Below are 17,580 nucleotides of genomic sequence, written 5' to 3'. Positions count from 1 at the left end.
TGTGGCGGAGTATCGAATATACAAATCCAAGGAACGGGAAATAGCATTCCGTTGCCAGCTAACTATGTCGACGCAAGACCTGAGAGCGACAAGCTTACCCATAAGACGGAACACAGTATTTATTATGCTGATGATCATATTTCCCCCAGCCCGGCGGCTCTGTTTCTTCACAGGCTGTATCAAAAATTAGGGCCTGAGATCGGAACCAAGCAAGTAACATTAACCCGTGCGGATACTGTGGTAACAACACCGGAGCTTCCTCCAAATAGCGGGCTGCTCGGATATTTTGTTGTGGAAAAGTATGTGCGTGTAGATATTGCGGGAAAGATTGGTGAGAAAGATTTTTCGTATGGGACATACCGTAGTTTCCATGCCGGTCCAAGCGATGGAGATATACGTATGACGATCAACGCTTCAATAGATCAGGCGATTGCGTCAATAGAAACAAAAAAACTGGTGACAACTAGGAAAGACACCAAATGAATTAAAGGGGCCACCCATCAGCCGGCCGTCGTCAAACGCGAATAGCTTACCGCCCGCCACCATTGATGGCGGGTTTTTTACATCCGACCCTGCTTTGTCGTTCTGGTCGAACCCGTTTCCTCATTGCTGGCTACGACCGAATCATGCCTGCCATCCATATGGATCAAGATTTATACAAATGGGGTCAGACACCATAATCAAGCGTTGACGCCCCTGGTGGCGGGTGATACCGTGGTGTCACCCATAACCGAGGGCGAATCATGTCCACCACCACGCTCAAACTTTCTGACGACTTGAAGGAACGTATTGCCATCGCCGCGGCCGACGCTGGCAAGACGCCCCATGCCTTCATGGTCGAGGCGCTGGCGGCGCAGACGGCGCTGGCCGAGCGGCGGCGCGCCTTCGTCGACGCGGCGATGACGGCGGAGCAGGAGGTCGCCGAGTACGGCTTGGTGTACGACGCCGACGCGGTGTTCAGCTATCTGCACGACACGCTCGCCGGCAAGCGCGCAAAGCGCCCCAAGGCTGTCAAGCTCTGAGCCGGCACGTGGCTCGCCTTGTCTTCGCACCGCGCGCCTTGCAGGACGTCGAGCGCCTGACCGCGTTCCTGATCGAATCAGACCCCGACGTCGCCGCTGCGACGGCTCAGCTGCTGTACGGCGGCCTGCGCATCCTGAAGGAGCATCCCCTTGTTGGCCGGCCGGCGGAGCAGGGCTACCGCGAACTGCTGATTTCGCGCGGGCGCACGGGCTACGTCGCGCTGTATCGATACGACGTCGAGCGGGACGTGGCGATCGTGCTCGCCGTCCGCCAGCAGCGTGAAAGCGGATTCGAGAGCTGACGCCGAGCGGGCTAAAACCTGAGGGCCGCCTCGCCCCGCGCTTCCTCAAGGGGCGCGACGGGGCCGCTCTGCATCCTCCGCTTCCTATACTTCGGTTTGGTCAGGGAGCCGGATGTCTGGAGGGACGGAAAATGGCCAAGTGGATATTCGAACCGGGACACTCGGGCGCCGAGTTTGCGGTGCGGCACATGATGGTGTCGCACATGCGCGGCCTCTTCAAGAACGTGCACGGCAGCATCGACTTCGACCCGGATGACCCGGCCGGCGCAGCGGCGGTCGAGGCGAGGATCGACGCCGCGGGGATCTGGAGCGGGGACGAAGCGCGGGACGCGCATCTGCGTGGACCGAATTTTTTGGACGTCGCGACCTATCCGGAGATCGCCTTCCGCAGCACCGAAGTCCGCTGCGTCGGCGAGGCCGACCTCCGCGTCGCGGGCGATCTCGTGCTCCGCGGCGTGACCCGTCGCGTCGTGCTCGACTCGCGCTATCTAGGCCGCTGGCAGTGCCCGTACTGGGAGGGCGACAAGGACCTGGGGCCGACGACGCGCATCGGCTTTCTCGCGACCACGGTGATCAATCGGCACGACTTCGGCGTGAGCTGGAACGCGCCAATGGATCGCGGCGGCATGGTCGTCGGCGACGAGGTTGCGATCACGCTCGACGTCGAGGCCATCCTCGAATCGGACATGCAGCGCATCGACGCGATCCTGCACCCCATTTGAGCCGGCCGAGTCGTCGCCATGCCCGCAGCACCGTGGGTGCTGGAACAGGTGCGGTCTCGCGCTACGAGCGGTCGTGCTCTGTCCGTTGTTCATTAGCGATGGCCGTGCGCACGTTCGTTGTCTCAGTAGGCACGCGACCTATAGTGGAGGGAGTCCGAACTTCAGAGGAAGAGTCCATGCCGAAGCAATCGACGTGTCGAATCGTCCGCACCGTAGCGCTCACGCTGGGCATGGCCTGTGCCGTGCCGACTGCTTCAGCCGAGTGGGGCGTGAACCTGTACGGCCTGTCGTATCACTGGGAGCGCGATACCGCCGAGGAAAACGACTGGGACAATGAATTCAACCCCGGCCTCGGCCTGCGCTATACCTTTGGCGAATGGCTGAACGCCTCGGCCTTCGCCGACGCCGGCGCGTATTACGACTCGGGGCGCAACACCGCGGTGTACGGAGCGGCCGGGCTGCTGTGGCCGCTCGATCGCGAGGGGCGCTTCAATCTCGGCGCCGCGCTGACGGCGTTCCATAGCGACACCTACAACAACGGCGACGCCTTCATCGCGCCGATCCCGCTGCTTGCGGTGCGCTTCGACCACGTGACGGTGAATTTCACCCATTTCCCCAAGGTGAGCGACTTCAACTCGGTCAATACGACCGCGATGTTCGTGACCATTCCGATCCGCTGAGTCGGGTTTCAGACCGGCTCGCGTCCAGGCGAACTTCGAGATCGGCTCTGGCATTGCCGAGGCGAAAGCCTGCGGTGCGGCACGCATGGCGTGCGTGACCGCATCCCTTACCACGGCCCAGTCGGGGGGCGCAGACCTGTGTGAGTTTGCGACGCAACGCTATGCCAGCGATTCCCGCAAGAAAGAGGGCGGGGGGAGTGGGCTCAGGCACACTGCTGACCATCAGGTACCCGGCGATATTGAGAGAGCCATCGTCGTTGTAATAGTCGACCATCGTAATCGCGGCGGTGCGCTCATCGTAAAAAGGACAAGGGCAATCGTCGATGCTTTGCGAGGGCGGGTCGATGATTCCTTCGACCTCTCCAGCGATCCAACCGTATTGATCGGCTTGTGTGACGTCCCGGAGAAGCACAGTAACAGCTTCTTGGTTGTCGCCCGATACCTGAGCTAGCAAGGCGTCGGTCATGGGAGAGTGCGGTCCAGGAGTTCCGTAAGAAATGCTATATCCGAGTGGATCCGAAAGTAGGGGTGGCAGATAGTTGTCGTAATCGTAGCTCGACTCCCAGGTAAACGAGTAGGACATCCCGTCCCCGCTTGTCGTGTAACTGAGAATGCCACCCCAGTCCGGGTCATAACCCGGAAGCGTGCCATTGGCGTCGGGCGGCGCGTAATGAAGAAATAAATCCGCCGTCTGATCCACCGAAGCCCAGCTAAAGCCGGCCGCCTCCCCTTGCTCAAGTGTTTCAAAAAGGCGCCAATACAAACCGCTTTCGCTATCGAAAACCGCGTCGGGAAAATAGGATATTTCCGCGTGGGCGCACACCGAGGACAGCGCAAGAACCCCGCCGCCCAGGATCTCTATAAATTTATTCATACCCCCTCCTTTGTTAAGAAGCCAAGTCGGTGAAATGTGTCGGGTTGATTGACGGTAGGCCCCTGGCGCCGCTAAATCCTCTCTCTGCCGGGGAGGCAAGAGTCCAGCATAGGCAAAGGGGAATTCCCCTTTGTAGGAAACAGAGAATCGCGAGCGTGGCGCTTGTCTGAATTTTCTTCCGGGGCGCAACAAGCGGCGCGCCTCAGCGCAGAGCGACCGAAGGTGCATTGCGCCAGCGGATGTTCAAACCATGAGGGCGCGACACCGCCTTCTACGGGTCGACCGGCGGTTATGGCACTTGAGTACGACGGTCGCTTCGCTTGGTCGCTGCGCTGACGCTTTTTCACAGCGGAACTCGCGTCGATGGCGACGCCTTCAGTTCTTCAATCGTCGGGCCTCCACAAAAAGCCGGACCTAAACATACCCGCGAACAGGCCGTTATTCGTTGAGGGTATGTAGATAACGCACAAGAACGACGCCCGCGGCGCGGAGAACAACCATGGACAACCCAAGAAGCATTCGAGTGCATGCCTCGGAGCTCGAGGTCGGCAGGCCTTTGTCTTGGGCCGTCTACGACGAAAACGGCGTGCTGCTACTCAACAAAGGGATGGCACCTGCCACCGAGGCACAAATCATTGCGATGCTTCAGCGGGGAGTATTCCGACAGCCCGGCTCCGGCGTTGGCGCCGGGGCCGCGGGATCCAAATCCGCCATTCCGCCGATGGGTCTGGGGCCGTCCGAGGACGAGAGCAAGACCAGGCTCACGGGCGACCCGATCCCGTTCGACGATCTTGCGATGCAGCCCGGCGAGGTTCTGCAGCTGCATCCTGCTCTCGAAGTAGTGGCGGCAGACGTGCCGGCGGTGCTGATCGGTTATCTCAAGGACCGGGCCATCGTGGTGGCCACGCCGATGGTGTCCGGCAAGCCCTTGCTGGTGAAGGACGGCACGCTCTTCAATATCAAGACATTTTCCGGGACGAGCCTATACAACTTCCGCACCCGCGTGCTGGCCTCGCATTCCCATCCGATGCCGCACCTTCACCTTGAGTATCCCCGGCTGGTCTGCCAGACCAAGATCAGGAAGGCGCTGCGCGCCCTCACGGATCTGCCGGCCACGCTGCTGAACCCGGCGAGCGGCGACAGCCGCGACGTCGTTTTGAAAGACCTGAGCGTAGGCGGCGCCAAGATCGTGCTGCCTGAGCCCGTGACATGCGCCAAGGGCGATCCGTTCGTGGTCGGCTTCAGGATCAAGATCGGCGACGACCTCGAAGAGGCGATCCGCGCGGATGCCGTGATGTGTTCCGCCGAGTCGCGCACGGGGAAGGAAACGACGGTCCATACGATGAGCGTGCAGTTCAAGGAACTGCCCAAGTCGACCAGCCTCGCGATCATGGCGCTGGTGTACCGGCTGCAGTTGCGTAAGGGCTGAGGACCGGTTCGACGCTTTCGATCTGCCAGCGCAGCGATGTCACTTTCGGATGCCGGCACTCTGGCGGCAGGACTTGCAGGCGGCCTTCTCGGCAACAGCCTCAGAACGCGAGCGTCCACACCCCGATCAAGGAATCCAAAAGCCCGACCGGTTCATCGAGTCCGGTGAGGATCGCGTGTCCATAGCGGACGCAGTAGGCGACCGGCACGCCGCCCAAGAGGGTTAGCGCGAGCATCAGTGCGGCGCGCAGGAAGACCGGCGGCGCCCGGTAGCGGCGCCCCGATCGACGCCTGTATTTCTCCGTTTGAACGAATGCAACGGCGACCGTGCATAGCCAGGCGACGAATGCGATCGACGCCAGCACGCCGCCCAGCATTCTGTAGCTCAGCCGATACGGGTCGGTGTTGCTGTCGCTCAGAACGCTGAAAATGGCGGCGATGACCCCGAGGCAGAAAGTGAGGAGGCCCGCCAGGAAGTGGATGGTTGTCCGGTAGGGGTCGTCCGGCGAGCGGTTGCCGGTCAGGATCGCCTCGACGGCATCGGCGACTTTCTGCCGGGTCGACGCTTCCGCCAGATGTGCGCTGACCAGACCCGGTATCCCGTGCTTCAGCTCGGCGACCAGCGCGTTCTTCTCGTCCTCGTTCATGGCGCTTCCTTTCGCTTCAGTGTCGACGGGCGCGAGCCGTGCTGACCATTGTAGATACCACGGACAGTGAGGCGAGTGGCGTCGCGGCGGACCGCACCAACCCGCGGACGCGCTTTGGCTGGAAAATCCCTTTTCTGATGGACGTGCAGTTCGCGCAGGCCGTGGAGGCCAGTCGCGACCCATTTCCACTGCCGAGGAACGACGCGCAGGGCGATCGAGTGCGTGCCCCTGCAGCCGAGTCCGGCTCCGCCTTCGGCCGGATGCTCCTTCTTTGGGGGACGGAGGGGTAAACTTTCAGTCCCGCTGCCTTCCGGCCAACCTGGGGGAATGACCGACCATGTCCCGTCAGCACCCGATCGTCGCTGTCACCGGCTCGTCCGGTGCCGGCCTGTCCACGATACGCCACGCGTTCAAGTTCATTTTCGAGCGCCTGAACATCAAACCCGCGCTCGTTCATGGCGACGGCTTCCGGCGGTATACCGACCGCCAGTTCACGGCCTTGCTCGACGAGGCGCGGCGTAGCGGCCGCAAGATTTCCTGGTTCGGCCCGGAGTGCAATCATTTCCAGGAGCTCGAATCGTTTTTTCGTACCTACGGCGAATGCGGCAGCGGGGTGTATCGCCAGTACGCGCACAACGCCGAACACGGCGGGGAACTCGGCGTGCCGGCGGGCGAGTTCACGCCCTGGGCGCCGCTGCCGCAAGGCAGCGATCTGCTGTTCTACGAGGGGCAGCACGGCGGCCTGGTCGCCAACACCTGGACGCGCCGCAAGGTCGACGCGCGTCATTTTCCGCCCGGCATCGACCGCCGCGTCGGCCGCCCCGGCATCGACGTAGCTCGGCACGTGGACCTGCTGATCGGCGTGGTGCCCGCGATCAACCTCGAGTGGATACAGAAGATCCACCGCGACTGCAAGAACGGCTGCACGCCCGAAGAAGCGGTGGAAACGATCCTCCGCCGCATGGACGACTACATCCATTACATCGTCCCCCAGTTCGGCCTGACCGACATCAACATCCAGCGCATGCCGCTGGTCGACACCTCGGATCCCTTCATCGCGCGCGACGTGCCCCTGCCCGACGAATCGCTGTGCGTGATCCATTTCCGCGACCGCGAGCGCCACGATTTTCGCGCCTTGCTCAAGCGCATCCCCGACGCCTACATGTCGCGGCCGACCACGATGGTGGTGTCGAGCAACAATCTGCGCCTTGCGCTTGCCGCGATTTGCAGCCCGATCCTGGCGGGTTTCATGGAAGCCCGCGGTCCCGCCGCGGCGGGATCAAGGGCGCCAGACCCGTGCGTACCATCGGAGCTTTGAAAATCGACGGACCTGCAGGTCGCGGTTGAGGGCCCCCCGGTCCGATCGCGGAAACGCTGCGATGGACGATTGCCCGCTAAACGCGATCCCGTTGTCCCCCGGGGCTGTTCTGAAGATGTGTGGCCCCGAGAAGGCAGGCTGTGGCCAGATCCACGTGCCATAATCCGCCCGCGGAGCGGTCAATAACAAATACGTCGACCATACGGCGAGGGGGCAAGTCGAGGGCTGCTATACGGTGGAGGCTGAGCCCGGCCGTTAGCGCAAGCGCTCGTCGATCCCCGTTTTTCATCGGGCGCGCGGTTAACCGGACCCGTTCTTGAATTAGACGTTTTATATCCAACCAGGGAGGAGATTCATCATGAACAAGAAATTGACGTTGACCGTGGCCGCTGCGCTCGTTCTCGCAGGATGTGCCTCGGGGGTGACGCGTACGCCTAGCGCTGCGGTCCCGCTTCAGCAGGCGAATGCACCCGCTTATACGCAGTTCGCTTCGGTGACGCTGTCGATGACGCCAGATGCCAAGGCGAAGGCGCTCGACAACCTTAAATTCAATCCCGACCAGTTGCTCGATCACGTACGCCGGGCGCTGGAAGCTAAGTCGCTGATCGTTGCGAACGATGCGGCCTTGCCCAAGGTCGAGATCGTGGTTACAAGCATGCGCGTGCGCTCGAATTTCTCAGCGGTGATGTGGGGCTTCATGGCGGGCGCGGACTCCATCGAAGGCGATATCGTGCTGACCGACACGAGCGGCAAGGAATTGGATCGTTTCGTCGTATCCGCGTCCTACGCACTGGGTGGCTTGGCCGGCGGTCAGGACGATGCGCGGATGGGCTGGTTGTACGAGAAATTCGCCCAAGAGGCAGTCAATGAACTTGCCAAGCAGCAGCCCGCGATGGTGTCGCAGCGCTGAGTGGAACCGAGAGGCGGCTGGTTCTTTCGTCCGAGCGGGTCGCCTCGGGTAATTGATTGGTTTCCGGCCTAGGACATCCATGGCAAGGGCCCCGGCGGAAGAAGTCCGCCGGGTAGTGGAGGCGACTGGGGTCGGAGCGTTGCTGTCCACATCGAACCCCGTGCGGGAACGTGCGACGCTATAAACCGGGAAGCGGGGTGTTCCGCTGGCCGCGGGAACCCTTGTTGCGCGCGGGGGCAGTTCGTCGTAAGTTCTCGGCCGGCACAGCTTGACGGTTGCGCGACTGGTTCGGTTCCGGCCGACCCGAAGCGGAGCTGGGCCTTGTTGAGCATCGGACGGTCAGGATGGCGTTCGCGCCCCGGCCGTTTACCCCTGACAGGAACCGGCACATGTTTTTTCCCCCGATAGCCGAATTGGCGACGACCGACATCGTGAGCGTGTCGTCGGAGGTCAGCGTGAGCGAGGCGTTGCGGCAGATGGCTGCGCGGAACGTCCGCAACATCGTGGTGCGGCGCGGCGAGGGGAGGTATGGGCTACTGACCGCGCCGGACGTCGTGAAACTGCGTTTTGGCGAGAAGGGCCTCGGCATCGCGGTCGGAAACGTCGAGTGCGCGGAGCTCCCCGTCATCCCGCAGGACTACAACATCCTCGACATGTTCGACCAGCTCGACGGCTCACAGGGATACGCGGCGGTCGTCGACGGGTCGGGCGACCTGTACGGCATCGTTTCCAATTCGGACATCCTGGGCAGCCTCGATCCGCAGCTCATGCTGCAGCGACAGTGTCTGGGCGATCTGCTGAAGCGTCACGAGATCAAGACCGTGCACGCGGCGACGCCTCTCGCGGACGTGCTCGTGCAACTGGTCCAGGCCGACGATGCGGTGATCGTGATCGATCAGGAGGCAGAGATTGGCATCCTCACGACCCAGGACGCGGTCCGTATCCTGCAGAGCGACGCGCCCTTGGCCGACCCGGTCGCGGCGCACATGTCCGCCCCGCTGCACACGGTTGGCCACGGCCTCACGGTGAGCGAGGCGATCGCGACGCTGCACGAGAAGCATTTCAAGCGCCTCGTCGTCAGGGACAGCGACAGCGGAAGAATCATCGGCCTCATCACGCAGAAGGACTTGATCGGCGTCGCGTATAGCCGCTGGGCGGACTTGATGCGACACCACGCACTCGAGTTGCAGGAGGTCATCGACATCCTCGAGCGCAAGGCCGCGCGGCTCGAGCGGATGGCGACGACGGATGCCTTGACCGGCATTGCCAATCGGGCCCGTTTCGAAGAATTGCTGCAATTGGAGCAACAGCACTGCCTGCGCGTGCCGGGTCAGCCTTTCTCCGTCATCCTGTTCGATATCGATCGCTTCAAGCAGATCAACGATACCTGGGGACACGGTCAGGGGGACGACGTTCTCAAAACCATCGCACGCGAGGTACAGGGCCTGCTGCGCACGGCCGATACGCTCGCGCGCTGGGGGGGCGAGGAATTCGCCGTCCTGCTGCCGCGGACCGATCTCGATGCGGCTCGCGTGGTCGCCGACAAGATTTGCGGTGCGCTCGGGCAGGTACCGCTCGAGCGCGTCGGAACCGTGACAGCGAGCTTCGGTGTGGCCACGATCGAGTCGGGAGAGCCGGGCGCGGCCCTGCTCGCGCGCGCGGACGGCGCGCTTTACGAGGCCAAGCGCCGAGGCCGCAATCAGGTGGTCCAGGCGCGCGCGACGGATGAGCGCGTGGCCGATCCGGGCAGATGACGCAGGCGGACCGTCCCCGCCATGGAAAGCGCGGCCCAGCGGCTTCGTGCGCGTCCGCGCGCACAGTCGCTCAGATCAGATTCTTGCGCGTCAGCTCGCCGAGATAACGCGAGCACCCCATCTCCGCGACCTGTCCGCCCGCCGCGCGTTCGACGGCGGCCGCGAAGCCGAGCGCATCGTCCTCAGGATCGTCCGCGACGACCAGCATGCCGCCGTCGGCGAGACGCATGCGTATGCCGTTCACGAGCGCGTTGGGCTCCGCCTCGCAGATGAGGTAGAGCGGGCATTCCTCGTAGGCGACGATCTGACGGAGTGCGAGCCAGATCTCGCGGGCGTCGCTGCGGCGCAGGGCGCCACAGCGGGCCGGATTGCCGCGGCCGAAGTCCTCGGGACGAACAGCTTCGGTTTCGTGCAGCGGAAAGATGCGGATGAAGGGCATGGCGAGGTTTCTTTTGTTGCGCAGCCTGCATTATCCGGCCAGCCCGCGAAGCGAACGGAACGGTGTCTGGGATGCGTCAGCATTCGCGGGGTGCGGATCGCGAGGGTTAATGGAGTTCAGGCGTATTGGAGCCCGCAGGCGTGTTGACCCGCGACGGCGTGGGGGGCACGTGCGTGCTACCATCCGCGCGCCATGCGACTCCCCGAACTCCGACAACGTCTGCGCGACCACGGTGCTGCGCCCTGCCACGCGGGGCGGGTGCTGCGTGCGTGGGTCGCGGGGCGTCCGCTCGACAACCGGCGGCAGCGCGCCGAGGATTTTTTGCCGCTTCGGCTACGCAACGCACTTCCCGGCCTGTTCGACGAATTGCGTAATCTGGCGCAGGTGCATTCCGAGCACCCCGGTGAGGACGGCTCGGCGCGCCTGCTCGTGCGGCTCGCCGACGGCCAGACCGTCGAGAGCGTGCTGCTGCCGCGCGACGGCGTCTGCGTGTCGACCCAGGTCGGCTGCGCCGTGGGCTGCGTGTTCTGCATGACCGGCCGCGCCGGCCTGCTGCGCCAGCTTTCGGGCGCGGAGATCGTCGCGCAGGTGGTGCTCGCGCGCAGCCGCCGCCCGGTCAGGAAGGTCGTCTTCATGGGCATGGGCGAGCCGGCGCACAACCTCGACAACGTGCTCGACGCGATCGAGCTGCTGGGGCTGGAAGGCGGGATCGGCCACAAGAACCTCGTGTTCTCGACCGTGGGCGACCGGCGCGTGTTCGAGCGCTTGCCGCAGTCGACGGTGAAGCCCGCGCGGGCGCTGTCGCTGCACACCACCGACCGCGCGCTGCGCCGCCGCCTGCTGCCGCGCGCGCCCGACATCGCGCCGCAGGAACTGGTCGAGCTCGGCGAGGCCTATGCCCGGCGCACCGGTTACCCGATCCAATACCAATGGACCCTGCTCGAAGGCATCAACGACACAGAGGCCGAGCTGGAGGGGATCGCGCGTCTCTTGGCCGGCCGCTACGCGGTGATGAATCTGATCCCATACAACGCGACCGAAGCCGACGGTTTCAACCGCCCGAGCTGGGCGCGCGCCGCCGAGATGGCGCGGCGCCTGCACCGGCGCGGCGTACTCGCGAAGCTGCGCCACTCGGCGGGGCAGGACGTGGACGGCGGCTGCGGCCAGTTGCGCGCGCGGGCGCTCGATGCGGCGCCAGTCCTGGCCCGGCGTCCGCTCCCCAGCGCGGAAACGCCGGCTGCGTCGCCGAAGGCGGCGGCTTCGATCGGCTTCCCCGGCTGACCCCGGTTTTCGTCGAGCCCGCGCCATGAGCCGCAACACGATTCGTATCCGCGCGTCCTTTTCCTTCAAGGGCGAGGCCTGCGAGCCCGAAGCGCGCATCGACCTCGACGCCTGCCTGGGCGAGCCGGGTGTCGCGCCCGACTTTTATCGGCGTCTCGCCCGCGCGGCCGGGATCGACCCCGGCTCCTACCTCTACGAAGTCTTCGAGTCGCACCCGCTTTCGTTCTCGGATGCGACGGGCGTCGCGGCGCGACATTGCGGCGACGGCGACTTCGACTGGAGGCGCTTCGAGCAGGACGCGCGCGACGCGCGGGACTGGCACGTCGCGCGTCGCGTCGCCGAGTCGGTCATCGGCGCGCGCGACTGGGAGGCGGACGCGACGCTGAAGGCGGCGCTGCTCGCCGTCTTCCGCGCAGGAAAATCGCCTGCGGCGTAGGTCGGCCTCGCCGCGTCAGCTCTCCGAAGTGAGTTTGTCGTCGAGCGATTTCGCGAGTTCGCTGACGTCGGTCGCGGTCGCCAGTTCGCGCTCCTCCTCGCCGGCGTTGTCGATGCCGAGGTGTTCACAGATCTGCTCGAGCATTTTCAGCGTCGCGGTGCTCTCCTGCTCGGCGAGTATGTTGATCTGGAGATCGAGCTGCGCGCGCCTGTCGGCGTCCTGGCTCAAGCGGTTCTGCGCCATCAGGACCAGCAGCGAGAGAAAGATCGCTTCGAGCGAGACCACGAGCGTCAGGAGGCCGAACGGAAACGGGTCCCAGGGCCGGATCGCCGGGACCGCGCCGAGGTTGAGCACGATCCACGCGCCGAACCAGAGGGCGTGAAAAACGATGAAAGGCGAGCCGCCGGCGACGCGGGCGACGAGGTCGGCGAGGCGTTCGGCGCCCGAGCGCTTCTTGTCGGCCTGCCGCTGCAGCCGGACGATATGCTCGATGTTCTGTTCGGTGATCGGGTTGGGTCGGTCAGAAGTAGGGCGAGGCATGGTGAGGTCAGGACGGCCCGCGCGGGCAGATAGCTATCCTGATACACGTTCGGCGGCGTCGCCTCCATAGGTCCTCAACCCATTCCCGCGTAGGAATCCTGGCGATGTCCCGCCGGGGCCGTCCGGGGGGCGGGCCCATGTCTAAGCTGAAAGCATCCCCATCCGGAGCCGAACCATGGACCACGCCGTCAAGCTTCTCATGACCCAGTTCGTCACCCATGACGTGAAGCGCTTCATCGTCAGCAAGCCGCCGGGGTTTTCCGTCATGCCGGGCCAGGGCGTCGAACTCGCGATCGATCGACCCGGCCTGCGCGAGCAGCGCCGGCCTTTCACGCCGACCGGGCTCGCGGCGGACGCGGTGCTCGAATTCACGATCAAGGGCTACCCAAGCCACGCCGGCGTGACCGACGCGCTGCACCGGCTGGAACCCGGTGCGGAAATGCTGATGTCGGAGCCTTTCGGCACGATCCAGTACAAGGGGCCGGGCGTGTTCGTCGCGGGCGGCGCCGGCATTACGCCTTTTCTCGCGATCCTGCGCGAACGTGCGCACCGGGGCGAGCTCGCCGGTCAGACCCTGATCTTCTCGAACAAGACGCCGGGCGACGTGATCTGCGAAAAGGAATTGCGGCATCTGCTAGGCGAGCGCTGCCTCCTGCTGACGACCGCGGCGGATGCACCGGGGTACGCGCATCGGCGCATCGATCGCGCTTTTCTCGAAGAAACGATTGACGACTTCACGCAGAATTTCTATGTCTGCGGACCGCCGCCTTTCATGGAAGCCGTCAACGGCGCGCTGACCGATCTCGGCGCGCGGGCGGAGAGCCTGGTGTTCGAACAGTAATGCCTCGGCGGACCCGGAACGAATCCCGGGTTCGCGAGGGGGCCGAGCGTCGTCGGCCAGAGGAAGGGAGGGCGGCCCGGCCGCGGAAGGGCCGGGAACGAAGCTCAGTTCTTGCGTGCGTGGCCCGGGTTGTCGACCGACGCGCCGGCGCGGCTCCCGCCGCCCATCGAGACCAGACGACCGCCGGCCGAGACGCTCCCTCCGCCGCTCTGGACGTTGGCGCCCGCCTTGTGCGTCTGTCCGCGGTTCACGCCGGCAGCGGCGGTCATGCGGTCGCCCGCGCCGCTGACGATGCCCGCCCCGTTCGATTTGCCGCTCGGGATATAGCCGTTGGAACGGGCCTGTGTCGAGCCGGCCTTCGGCGAACTCGGAATGTAGCCGTTCGCGCGCGCCTGGGGCGCAGACGCCGAGCGCGTTGTCGTCGTAGCGGAAGGCTTGCCGGCCTTGCTAGCGCTCGCGCTCGTCGTCACCGTGGCCGTCTTGGCCGGCGCTTTGCCCATCAGTTGACCGACGGTCATCCCGGATTTTTGCGCGATCTGGCCCCAGCCCATGCCGTCGGCGCGCAGCGCGAGGATGCCATCGACCTGGGTGCCGCCGACTTCGCCGCCCTGCAGGACTGCGGCCAGTTCCGCGTCCGTCGGTTGCGTGATGCCCATCTGGTCAAGCTGCGCTTGCGCGAGGCGCAAGGTCATGCGCACTTCGCCATAACCCATCGTGCCCGTCGACCCGCTGGTCGCCGTCGCCGTTGTGCCCGTGTTGCCGGTCGTCGTCCCCGTCGTGCTGCCCGTCGTCCCCGTCGTCGACGTTGACGAAGTCGTGGTGGCCGGGGCGGTCGACGATTCCGCATCCGCGTTGTACGTGCCCTGGCGCAGGCTCGAGACCACGCTCTTCGCCTGCGTCTCGCCACCGAGGAAATCGGCGAATTCGGCGGCGAGTTTCGCCTCGGTCGTCGCCGAGCTGCCGATGGCGGAGGTAGCGGTCGTCGTGCTCGACGTCGTGGTCGTGCCGGTCGTGCTCGTGTTGCTTGTCGTCGTCGCGTCTTCCGCAACGGCGGGGAAGGCTACGGCGATCGCGCAGGCAAGCAGTATCGACTGCAGGTGCGGGGTGGCGATGGGCTGCATGGTCTGTCTCCTCTCTGTTATCCCTTGGAAAGAACCCGTTCAGTTTGAAGCATGATTTCCTGCGCGGTGGCACTGTCCTTCAGCAGGCCGTTACTGGCAATGACACGCATGCGCGTGGTTCGCTTGGTGAGGGGTTCCAGCAGCACCTCGATCTCGCGGTCCCTCGCCGTGGCGTTGATCACGCGCTCGCCCTCCTGGTTGGTCGAGCGCGAGACGACTTTGACGCCCATGTCGCGCATCGCCTGCACGCTGCCGTTTTCCACGGTCTTCATGGGCGCGGTGAACGTCCGGTAGATGATGCCGTTGAGCGTGTGCGAAACGCCGACGCCGGCGCCGAGCGACGCGGCGGTCAGCGAGATCGGATCGCAGCCGGCAGTGCCGACCGCGAGCAGCAGGACGGCGAGGGCCCGGCGCGCGCGGGGGAGTCGGGACAGGGACAGGTCGATGGGTGTACGCAAGCTGGGTCGCCTCAAAATCCGGTGCAAAGAGCAGCCTTGTTGGTATCGATCGCGCGGCCGCAGACGGGAGCGCCCGCCGGGCGCACGCGCCGTTTACCGTATAACGGACGCCGGAAGGCAAAAGTTTAGGCAGGCGGGATGACGCAACGGGGAATGGACCTTGCTTCACTTCGGCCCGCGCTGCGGGCGCGAGTCGGCGAGGCGGCTGAGCGGCGCGATTTCGCAGGGATGACGGCGTGCGGGCAGGCAGAACCCCTGCTGTGCTGCGGACGCGGCCCGGGGTACCTGCCCCGGGCCGTACGTATCGCAAGGCCGTCCCGGGGGGCGGGGAACCGGATTACCGCTTCAGCTTGGCGAAAGCCGCGGCCATCGCGCCCGCCGGCGCTGCCGCGGTCGGGCGATTCGGTTTGCCGCCGGACCCTTTGCCCGGCGCGGGGCGTGCCTCGCGCGGCGCCTGCCCCAGCCCGCGCCGCGCCTGACCTGCCTCGTGCCGCGTCTGCCTGGTCTCGTGCCGCGCGGTGTTCCCTGCGGCCGCGTCGCCCAGCCGCATCGTCAGCGCGATGCGCTTGCGCTTCTCGTCGACCTCGAGCACCTTGACCTTTACGATCTGCCCGGCCTTGACGACGGTGTGGGGGTCCTTGACGAAGCTGTTCGACAGGGCCGAGATGTGGACGAGGCCGTCCTGGTGCACGCCGATATCGACGAAGGCGCCGAACGCGGCGACGTTGGTGACGACGCCTTCGAGAACCATCTCGGGTTTGAGGTCAGCGAGGGTTTCGATGCCGTCCCTGAATGCCGCGGTCGCGAATTCCGGGCGCGGATCGCGGCCGGGCTTCTCGAGCTCCCTGAGAATGTCGCTGATCGTCGGCATGCCGAATTTCTCGTCGGCGTATTTCGCCGCGCTGAGCGTTTTCAGCACCTGGACGTTGCCGATGACCGCTTTCAGTTCCTGCTTGATGTCGGCGAGGATGCGCTGCACCAGCGGATAGGACTCCGGGTGGACGGCCGACGCGTCGAGCGGGTCGTCGCCGCCGACGATGCGCAGGAAGCCCGCGGCCTGCTCGAAGGTCTTCTCGCCGAGACGCGGGACCTCACGCAGCTGGCCACGCGTCGCGAAACGGCCCTTGGCGTCACGGTGGGCGACGATCGCATGCGCGACGCTCGTGCCGAGGCCGGAAACGCGCGCGAGCAAAGGCGCCGAGGCCGTGTTGACGTCGACGCCGACGGCGTTGACGCAGTCCTCGACGACGGCGTCGAGCGCGCGCGCGAGGTCGAACTGGCTGACGTCATGCTGGTACTGGCCGACGCCGATCGACTTGGGGTCGATCTTCACGAGTTCGGCGAGCGGGTCCTGCAGCCGGCGCGCGATCGAGACTGCGCCGCGCAGCGAGACGTCGAGCTCGGGGAGTTCCTGCGAGGCGTAGGCCGACGCGGAATAGACCGAGGCGCCGGCCTCCGATACGACGATGCTCGTGAGTCCGAGCTCGGGGCGCAGTGTGATGAGCTCGCGTGCGAGCTTGTCGGTCTCGCGCGACGCGGTGCCGTTGCCGATCGCGATCAGCGTGACGTGATGTTTCTCCGCGAGTTTGCCGAGCGCGTGCAAGGAACCGTCCCAGTCGTTTTTTGGCGCATGCGGATAGATCACCGCGGTGTCGACGACCTTGCCGGTCTCGTCGACGACGGCGACCTTGACGCCGGTGCGCACGCCCGGGTCGAGCCCCATTGTCACGTGCGGGCCGCCCGGCGCGGCGAGCAGCAGGTCCTTGAGGTTGCGCGCGAAAACCTTGATCGCTTCGGCCTCGGCGCGGCTGCGCAGCGCGCCCATCAATTCGAGTTCGAGGTGCATGAAGCTCTTCACGCGCCAGGTGAAGCGCACCGTGTCCATCAGCCAGCGGTCGGCCGGGCGGTTCTGGTCGGCGATGCCGAAGCGCCGCGCGATGCGCGCCTCGCAGGGGTTGTGCGGCGCGCTCCAGGCCGGACGCTCCTCCTCGCTGTCGAGGCGCAGCCGCACGTCGAGCAGGTCCTCGCGGCGGCCGCGCAGCAGCGCGAGCGCGCGGTGCGACGGAATCGCGGCGAGCGCCTCGGCATAGTCGAAGTAGTCGGCGTATTTTTCCGCCGCGCTCGCCTTGCCCTCGCGCAGCTTCGATTCGACGACGCCGTGCTCGAGCAGGTAGTCGCGCAGGTCTTGCAGCAGCGTTGCGTCTTCGGCGAAGCGCTCCATCAGGATTTGCCGCGCACCGTCGAGCGCCGCCTTCGTGTCGGGAACGCCCGGATTCTCGCCCGCGTCGGTTGCGAACGGCTCGCGCAGGTAAGCGCCTGCCTCGTGTTCGGGGTCGAGCAGCGGGTTCGCGAGCAGGGCATCGGCCAGCGGCGCGAGGCCGGCTTCCTGCGCGATCTGCGCCTTCGTGCGTCGCTTGGGCTTGTACGGAAGATAGAGGTCTTCGAGCTGCGTCTTGTCCGCCGCGAGCGAGAGCGCGCTCAGCAGCTCGGGCGTCATCTTGCCCTGCTCGTTGACCGAATCGATGATCGCCGCGCGGCGCGCTTCGAGTTCGCGCAGGTAGCGCAGCCGGTCTTCGAGCAGGCGCAGTTGCGCGTCGTCGAGTCCGCCGGTCGCTTCCTTGCGGTAGCGCGCGATGAAGGGCACGGTCGCCCCCTCGTCGAGCAGGGCGATGGCGGCGGCGACCTGGGCCGGGGTGGCGGCAACCTCGGCGGCGAGGCGGTGTGCAATGGGCGGGAGCATGGTTCGGAAGTCGCGTCGGAGTGAGCGGGCCGGCAGGAGCCGGGGTTGGGATTATGCCAAGCCATGA

Annotated in this window: 19 protein-coding genes; 12 read left to right on the top strand and 7 right to left on the bottom strand. The window is 65.3% G+C overall.

From position 1 onward, the window contains the following. The first annotated feature begins 51 nt into the window (after positions 1 to 51). From TBD_RS14860 to TBD_RS09825, 5 genes are all read left to right on the top strand, one after another. Positions 52 to 483 (top strand): hypothetical protein, encoded by a 432-nt coding sequence (locus tag TBD_RS14860; RefSeq protein WP_011312475.1) that lies wholly within the window; start codon positions 52 to 54, stop codon positions 481 to 483. A gap of 260 nt (positions 484 to 743) precedes the next feature. After that, positions 744 to 1,022 (top strand): CopG family ribbon-helix-helix protein, encoded by a 279-nt coding sequence (locus TBD_RS09840; RefSeq protein ID WP_011312474.1) that lies wholly within the window; start codon positions 744 to 746, stop codon positions 1,020 to 1,022. 8 nt (positions 1,023 to 1,030) lie between these two features. After that, the gene (locus TBD_RS09835; protein ID WP_011312473.1) at positions 1,031 to 1,324 is read left to right on the top strand and encodes a type II toxin-antitoxin system RelE/ParE family toxin; all 294 of its coding nucleotides are present in this window, start codon (positions 1,031 to 1,033) and stop codon (positions 1,322 to 1,324) included. Between the two features lie 131 nt (positions 1,325 to 1,455). Further along, on the top strand, positions 1,456 to 2,046 hold the full coding sequence (locus tag TBD_RS09830) for a YceI family protein (protein ID WP_011312472.1): 591 nt from the start codon (positions 1,456 to 1,458) through the stop codon (positions 2,044 to 2,046). A gap of 176 nt (positions 2,047 to 2,222) precedes the next feature. Continuing rightward, on the top strand, positions 2,223 to 2,726 hold the full coding sequence (locus tag TBD_RS09825) for a hypothetical protein (protein ID WP_011312471.1): 504 nt from the start codon (positions 2,223 to 2,225) through the stop codon (positions 2,724 to 2,726). On the opposite strand, the gene TBD_RS14855 is transcribed toward TBD_RS09825, so the two are convergent. Continuing rightward, positions 2,686 to 3,600: a PEP-CTERM sorting domain-containing protein gene (locus TBD_RS14855; protein WP_011312470.1), complete on the bottom strand. Its 915-nt coding sequence runs from the start codon at positions 3,598 to 3,600 to the stop codon at positions 2,686 to 2,688. The two genes, TBD_RS09825 and TBD_RS14855, sit on opposite strands and share 41 nt — an antisense overlap. A 499-nt stretch (positions 3,601 to 4,099) precedes the next feature. On the opposite strand from TBD_RS14855, the gene TBD_RS09815 reads away from it, so the two are divergent. Next, complete coding sequence (locus tag TBD_RS09815; RefSeq protein WP_011312469.1) at positions 4,100 to 5,029, top strand: flagellar brake protein; 930 nt, start codon at positions 4,100 to 4,102, stop codon at positions 5,027 to 5,029. A gap of 100 nt (positions 5,030 to 5,129) precedes the next feature. On the opposite strand, the gene TBD_RS09810 is transcribed toward TBD_RS09815, so the two are convergent. After that, positions 5,130 to 5,675 (bottom strand): hypothetical protein, encoded by a 546-nt coding sequence (locus TBD_RS09810; RefSeq protein ID WP_011312468.1) that lies wholly within the window; start codon positions 5,673 to 5,675, stop codon positions 5,130 to 5,132. 337 nt (positions 5,676 to 6,012) lie between these two features. Here TBD_RS09810 and TBD_RS09800 point away from each other — a divergent pair, with 337 nt between their 5' ends. From TBD_RS09800 to TBD_RS09790, 3 genes are all read left to right on the top strand, one after another. Next, positions 6,013 to 6,993 (top strand): phosphoribulokinase, encoded by a 981-nt coding sequence (locus TBD_RS09800; RefSeq protein ID WP_011312467.1) that lies wholly within the window; start codon positions 6,013 to 6,015, stop codon positions 6,991 to 6,993. 358 nt (positions 6,994 to 7,351) lie between these two features. Continuing rightward, positions 7,352 to 7,903, top strand: coding sequence for a DUF4410 domain-containing protein (locus TBD_RS09795; RefSeq protein WP_011312466.1), 552 nt, complete (start codon positions 7,352 to 7,354; stop codon positions 7,901 to 7,903). Between the two features lie 389 nt (positions 7,904 to 8,292). Beyond that, positions 8,293 to 9,657, top strand: a complete 1,365-nt coding sequence (locus tag TBD_RS09790) for a GGDEF domain-containing protein (RefSeq protein ID WP_011312465.1) — start codon at positions 8,293 to 8,295, stop codon at positions 9,655 to 9,657. Positions 9,658 to 9,727: 70 nt separating this feature from the next. Here TBD_RS09790 and TBD_RS09785 read toward each other — a convergent pair whose 3' ends face one another. Next, entirely contained in the window at positions 9,728 to 10,096 is a 369-nt protein-coding gene (locus TBD_RS09785) for a hypothetical protein (protein WP_011312464.1), read from the bottom strand. Positions 10,097 to 10,288: 192 nt separating this feature from the next. Here TBD_RS09785 and TBD_RS09780 point away from each other — a divergent pair, with 192 nt between their 5' ends. Both TBD_RS09780 and TBD_RS09775 read left to right on the top strand, forming a co-directional pair. Next, a complete protein-coding gene (locus TBD_RS09780) occupies positions 10,289 to 11,377 on the top strand; it encodes an RNA methyltransferase (protein WP_011312463.1) in 1,089 nt (362 codons plus the stop codon). Positions 11,378 to 11,402: 25 nt separating this feature from the next. Beyond that, positions 11,403 to 11,813 (top strand): hypothetical protein, encoded by a 411-nt coding sequence (locus TBD_RS09775; protein ID WP_011312462.1) that lies wholly within the window; start codon positions 11,403 to 11,405, stop codon positions 11,811 to 11,813. A 15-nt stretch (positions 11,814 to 11,828) separates the two neighbouring features. Here TBD_RS09775 and TBD_RS09770 read toward each other — a convergent pair whose 3' ends face one another. Next, positions 11,829 to 12,353, bottom strand: coding sequence for a DUF1003 domain-containing protein (locus TBD_RS09770; RefSeq protein WP_011312461.1), 525 nt, complete (start codon positions 12,351 to 12,353; stop codon positions 11,829 to 11,831). A 175-nt stretch (positions 12,354 to 12,528) separates the two neighbouring features. Between TBD_RS09770 and TBD_RS09765 the strand changes: the two genes are divergently transcribed. Next, positions 12,529 to 13,194, top strand: coding sequence for a flavodoxin reductase (locus tag TBD_RS09765; RefSeq protein WP_011312460.1), 666 nt, complete (start codon positions 12,529 to 12,531; stop codon positions 13,192 to 13,194). A gap of 104 nt (positions 13,195 to 13,298) precedes the next feature. Here TBD_RS09765 and TBD_RS14320 read toward each other — a convergent pair whose 3' ends face one another. From TBD_RS14320 to TBD_RS09750, 3 genes are all read right to left on the bottom strand, one after another. Next, positions 13,299 to 14,315 carry a hypothetical protein gene (locus TBD_RS14320; protein ID WP_011312459.1) on the bottom strand — a complete coding sequence of 339 codons (1,017 nt, stop codon included), beginning with the start codon at positions 14,313 to 14,315 and terminating at the stop codon, positions 13,299 to 13,301. Positions 14,316 to 14,332: 17 nt separating this feature from the next. Beyond that, positions 14,333 to 14,773, bottom strand: a complete 441-nt coding sequence (locus TBD_RS09755; protein WP_011312458.1) for a DUF3568 family protein — start codon at positions 14,771 to 14,773, stop codon at positions 14,333 to 14,335. A gap of 337 nt (positions 14,774 to 15,110) precedes the next feature. Next, positions 15,111 to 17,513, bottom strand: a complete 2,403-nt coding sequence (locus TBD_RS09750; RefSeq protein ID WP_011312457.1) for a Tex family protein — start codon at positions 17,511 to 17,513, stop codon at positions 15,111 to 15,113. Positions 17,514 to 17,580: the final 67 nt, after the last annotated feature.

The organism is Thiobacillus denitrificans ATCC 25259, from assembly GCF_000012745.1.
GTDB classification, from domain to species: Bacteria; Pseudomonadota; Gammaproteobacteria; order Burkholderiales; family Thiobacillaceae; genus Thiobacillus; species Thiobacillus denitrificans_B.
The sequence above is the reverse complement of the archived record's forward strand: the minus strand, read 5'-3'. Positions and strand labels throughout refer to the sequence as shown.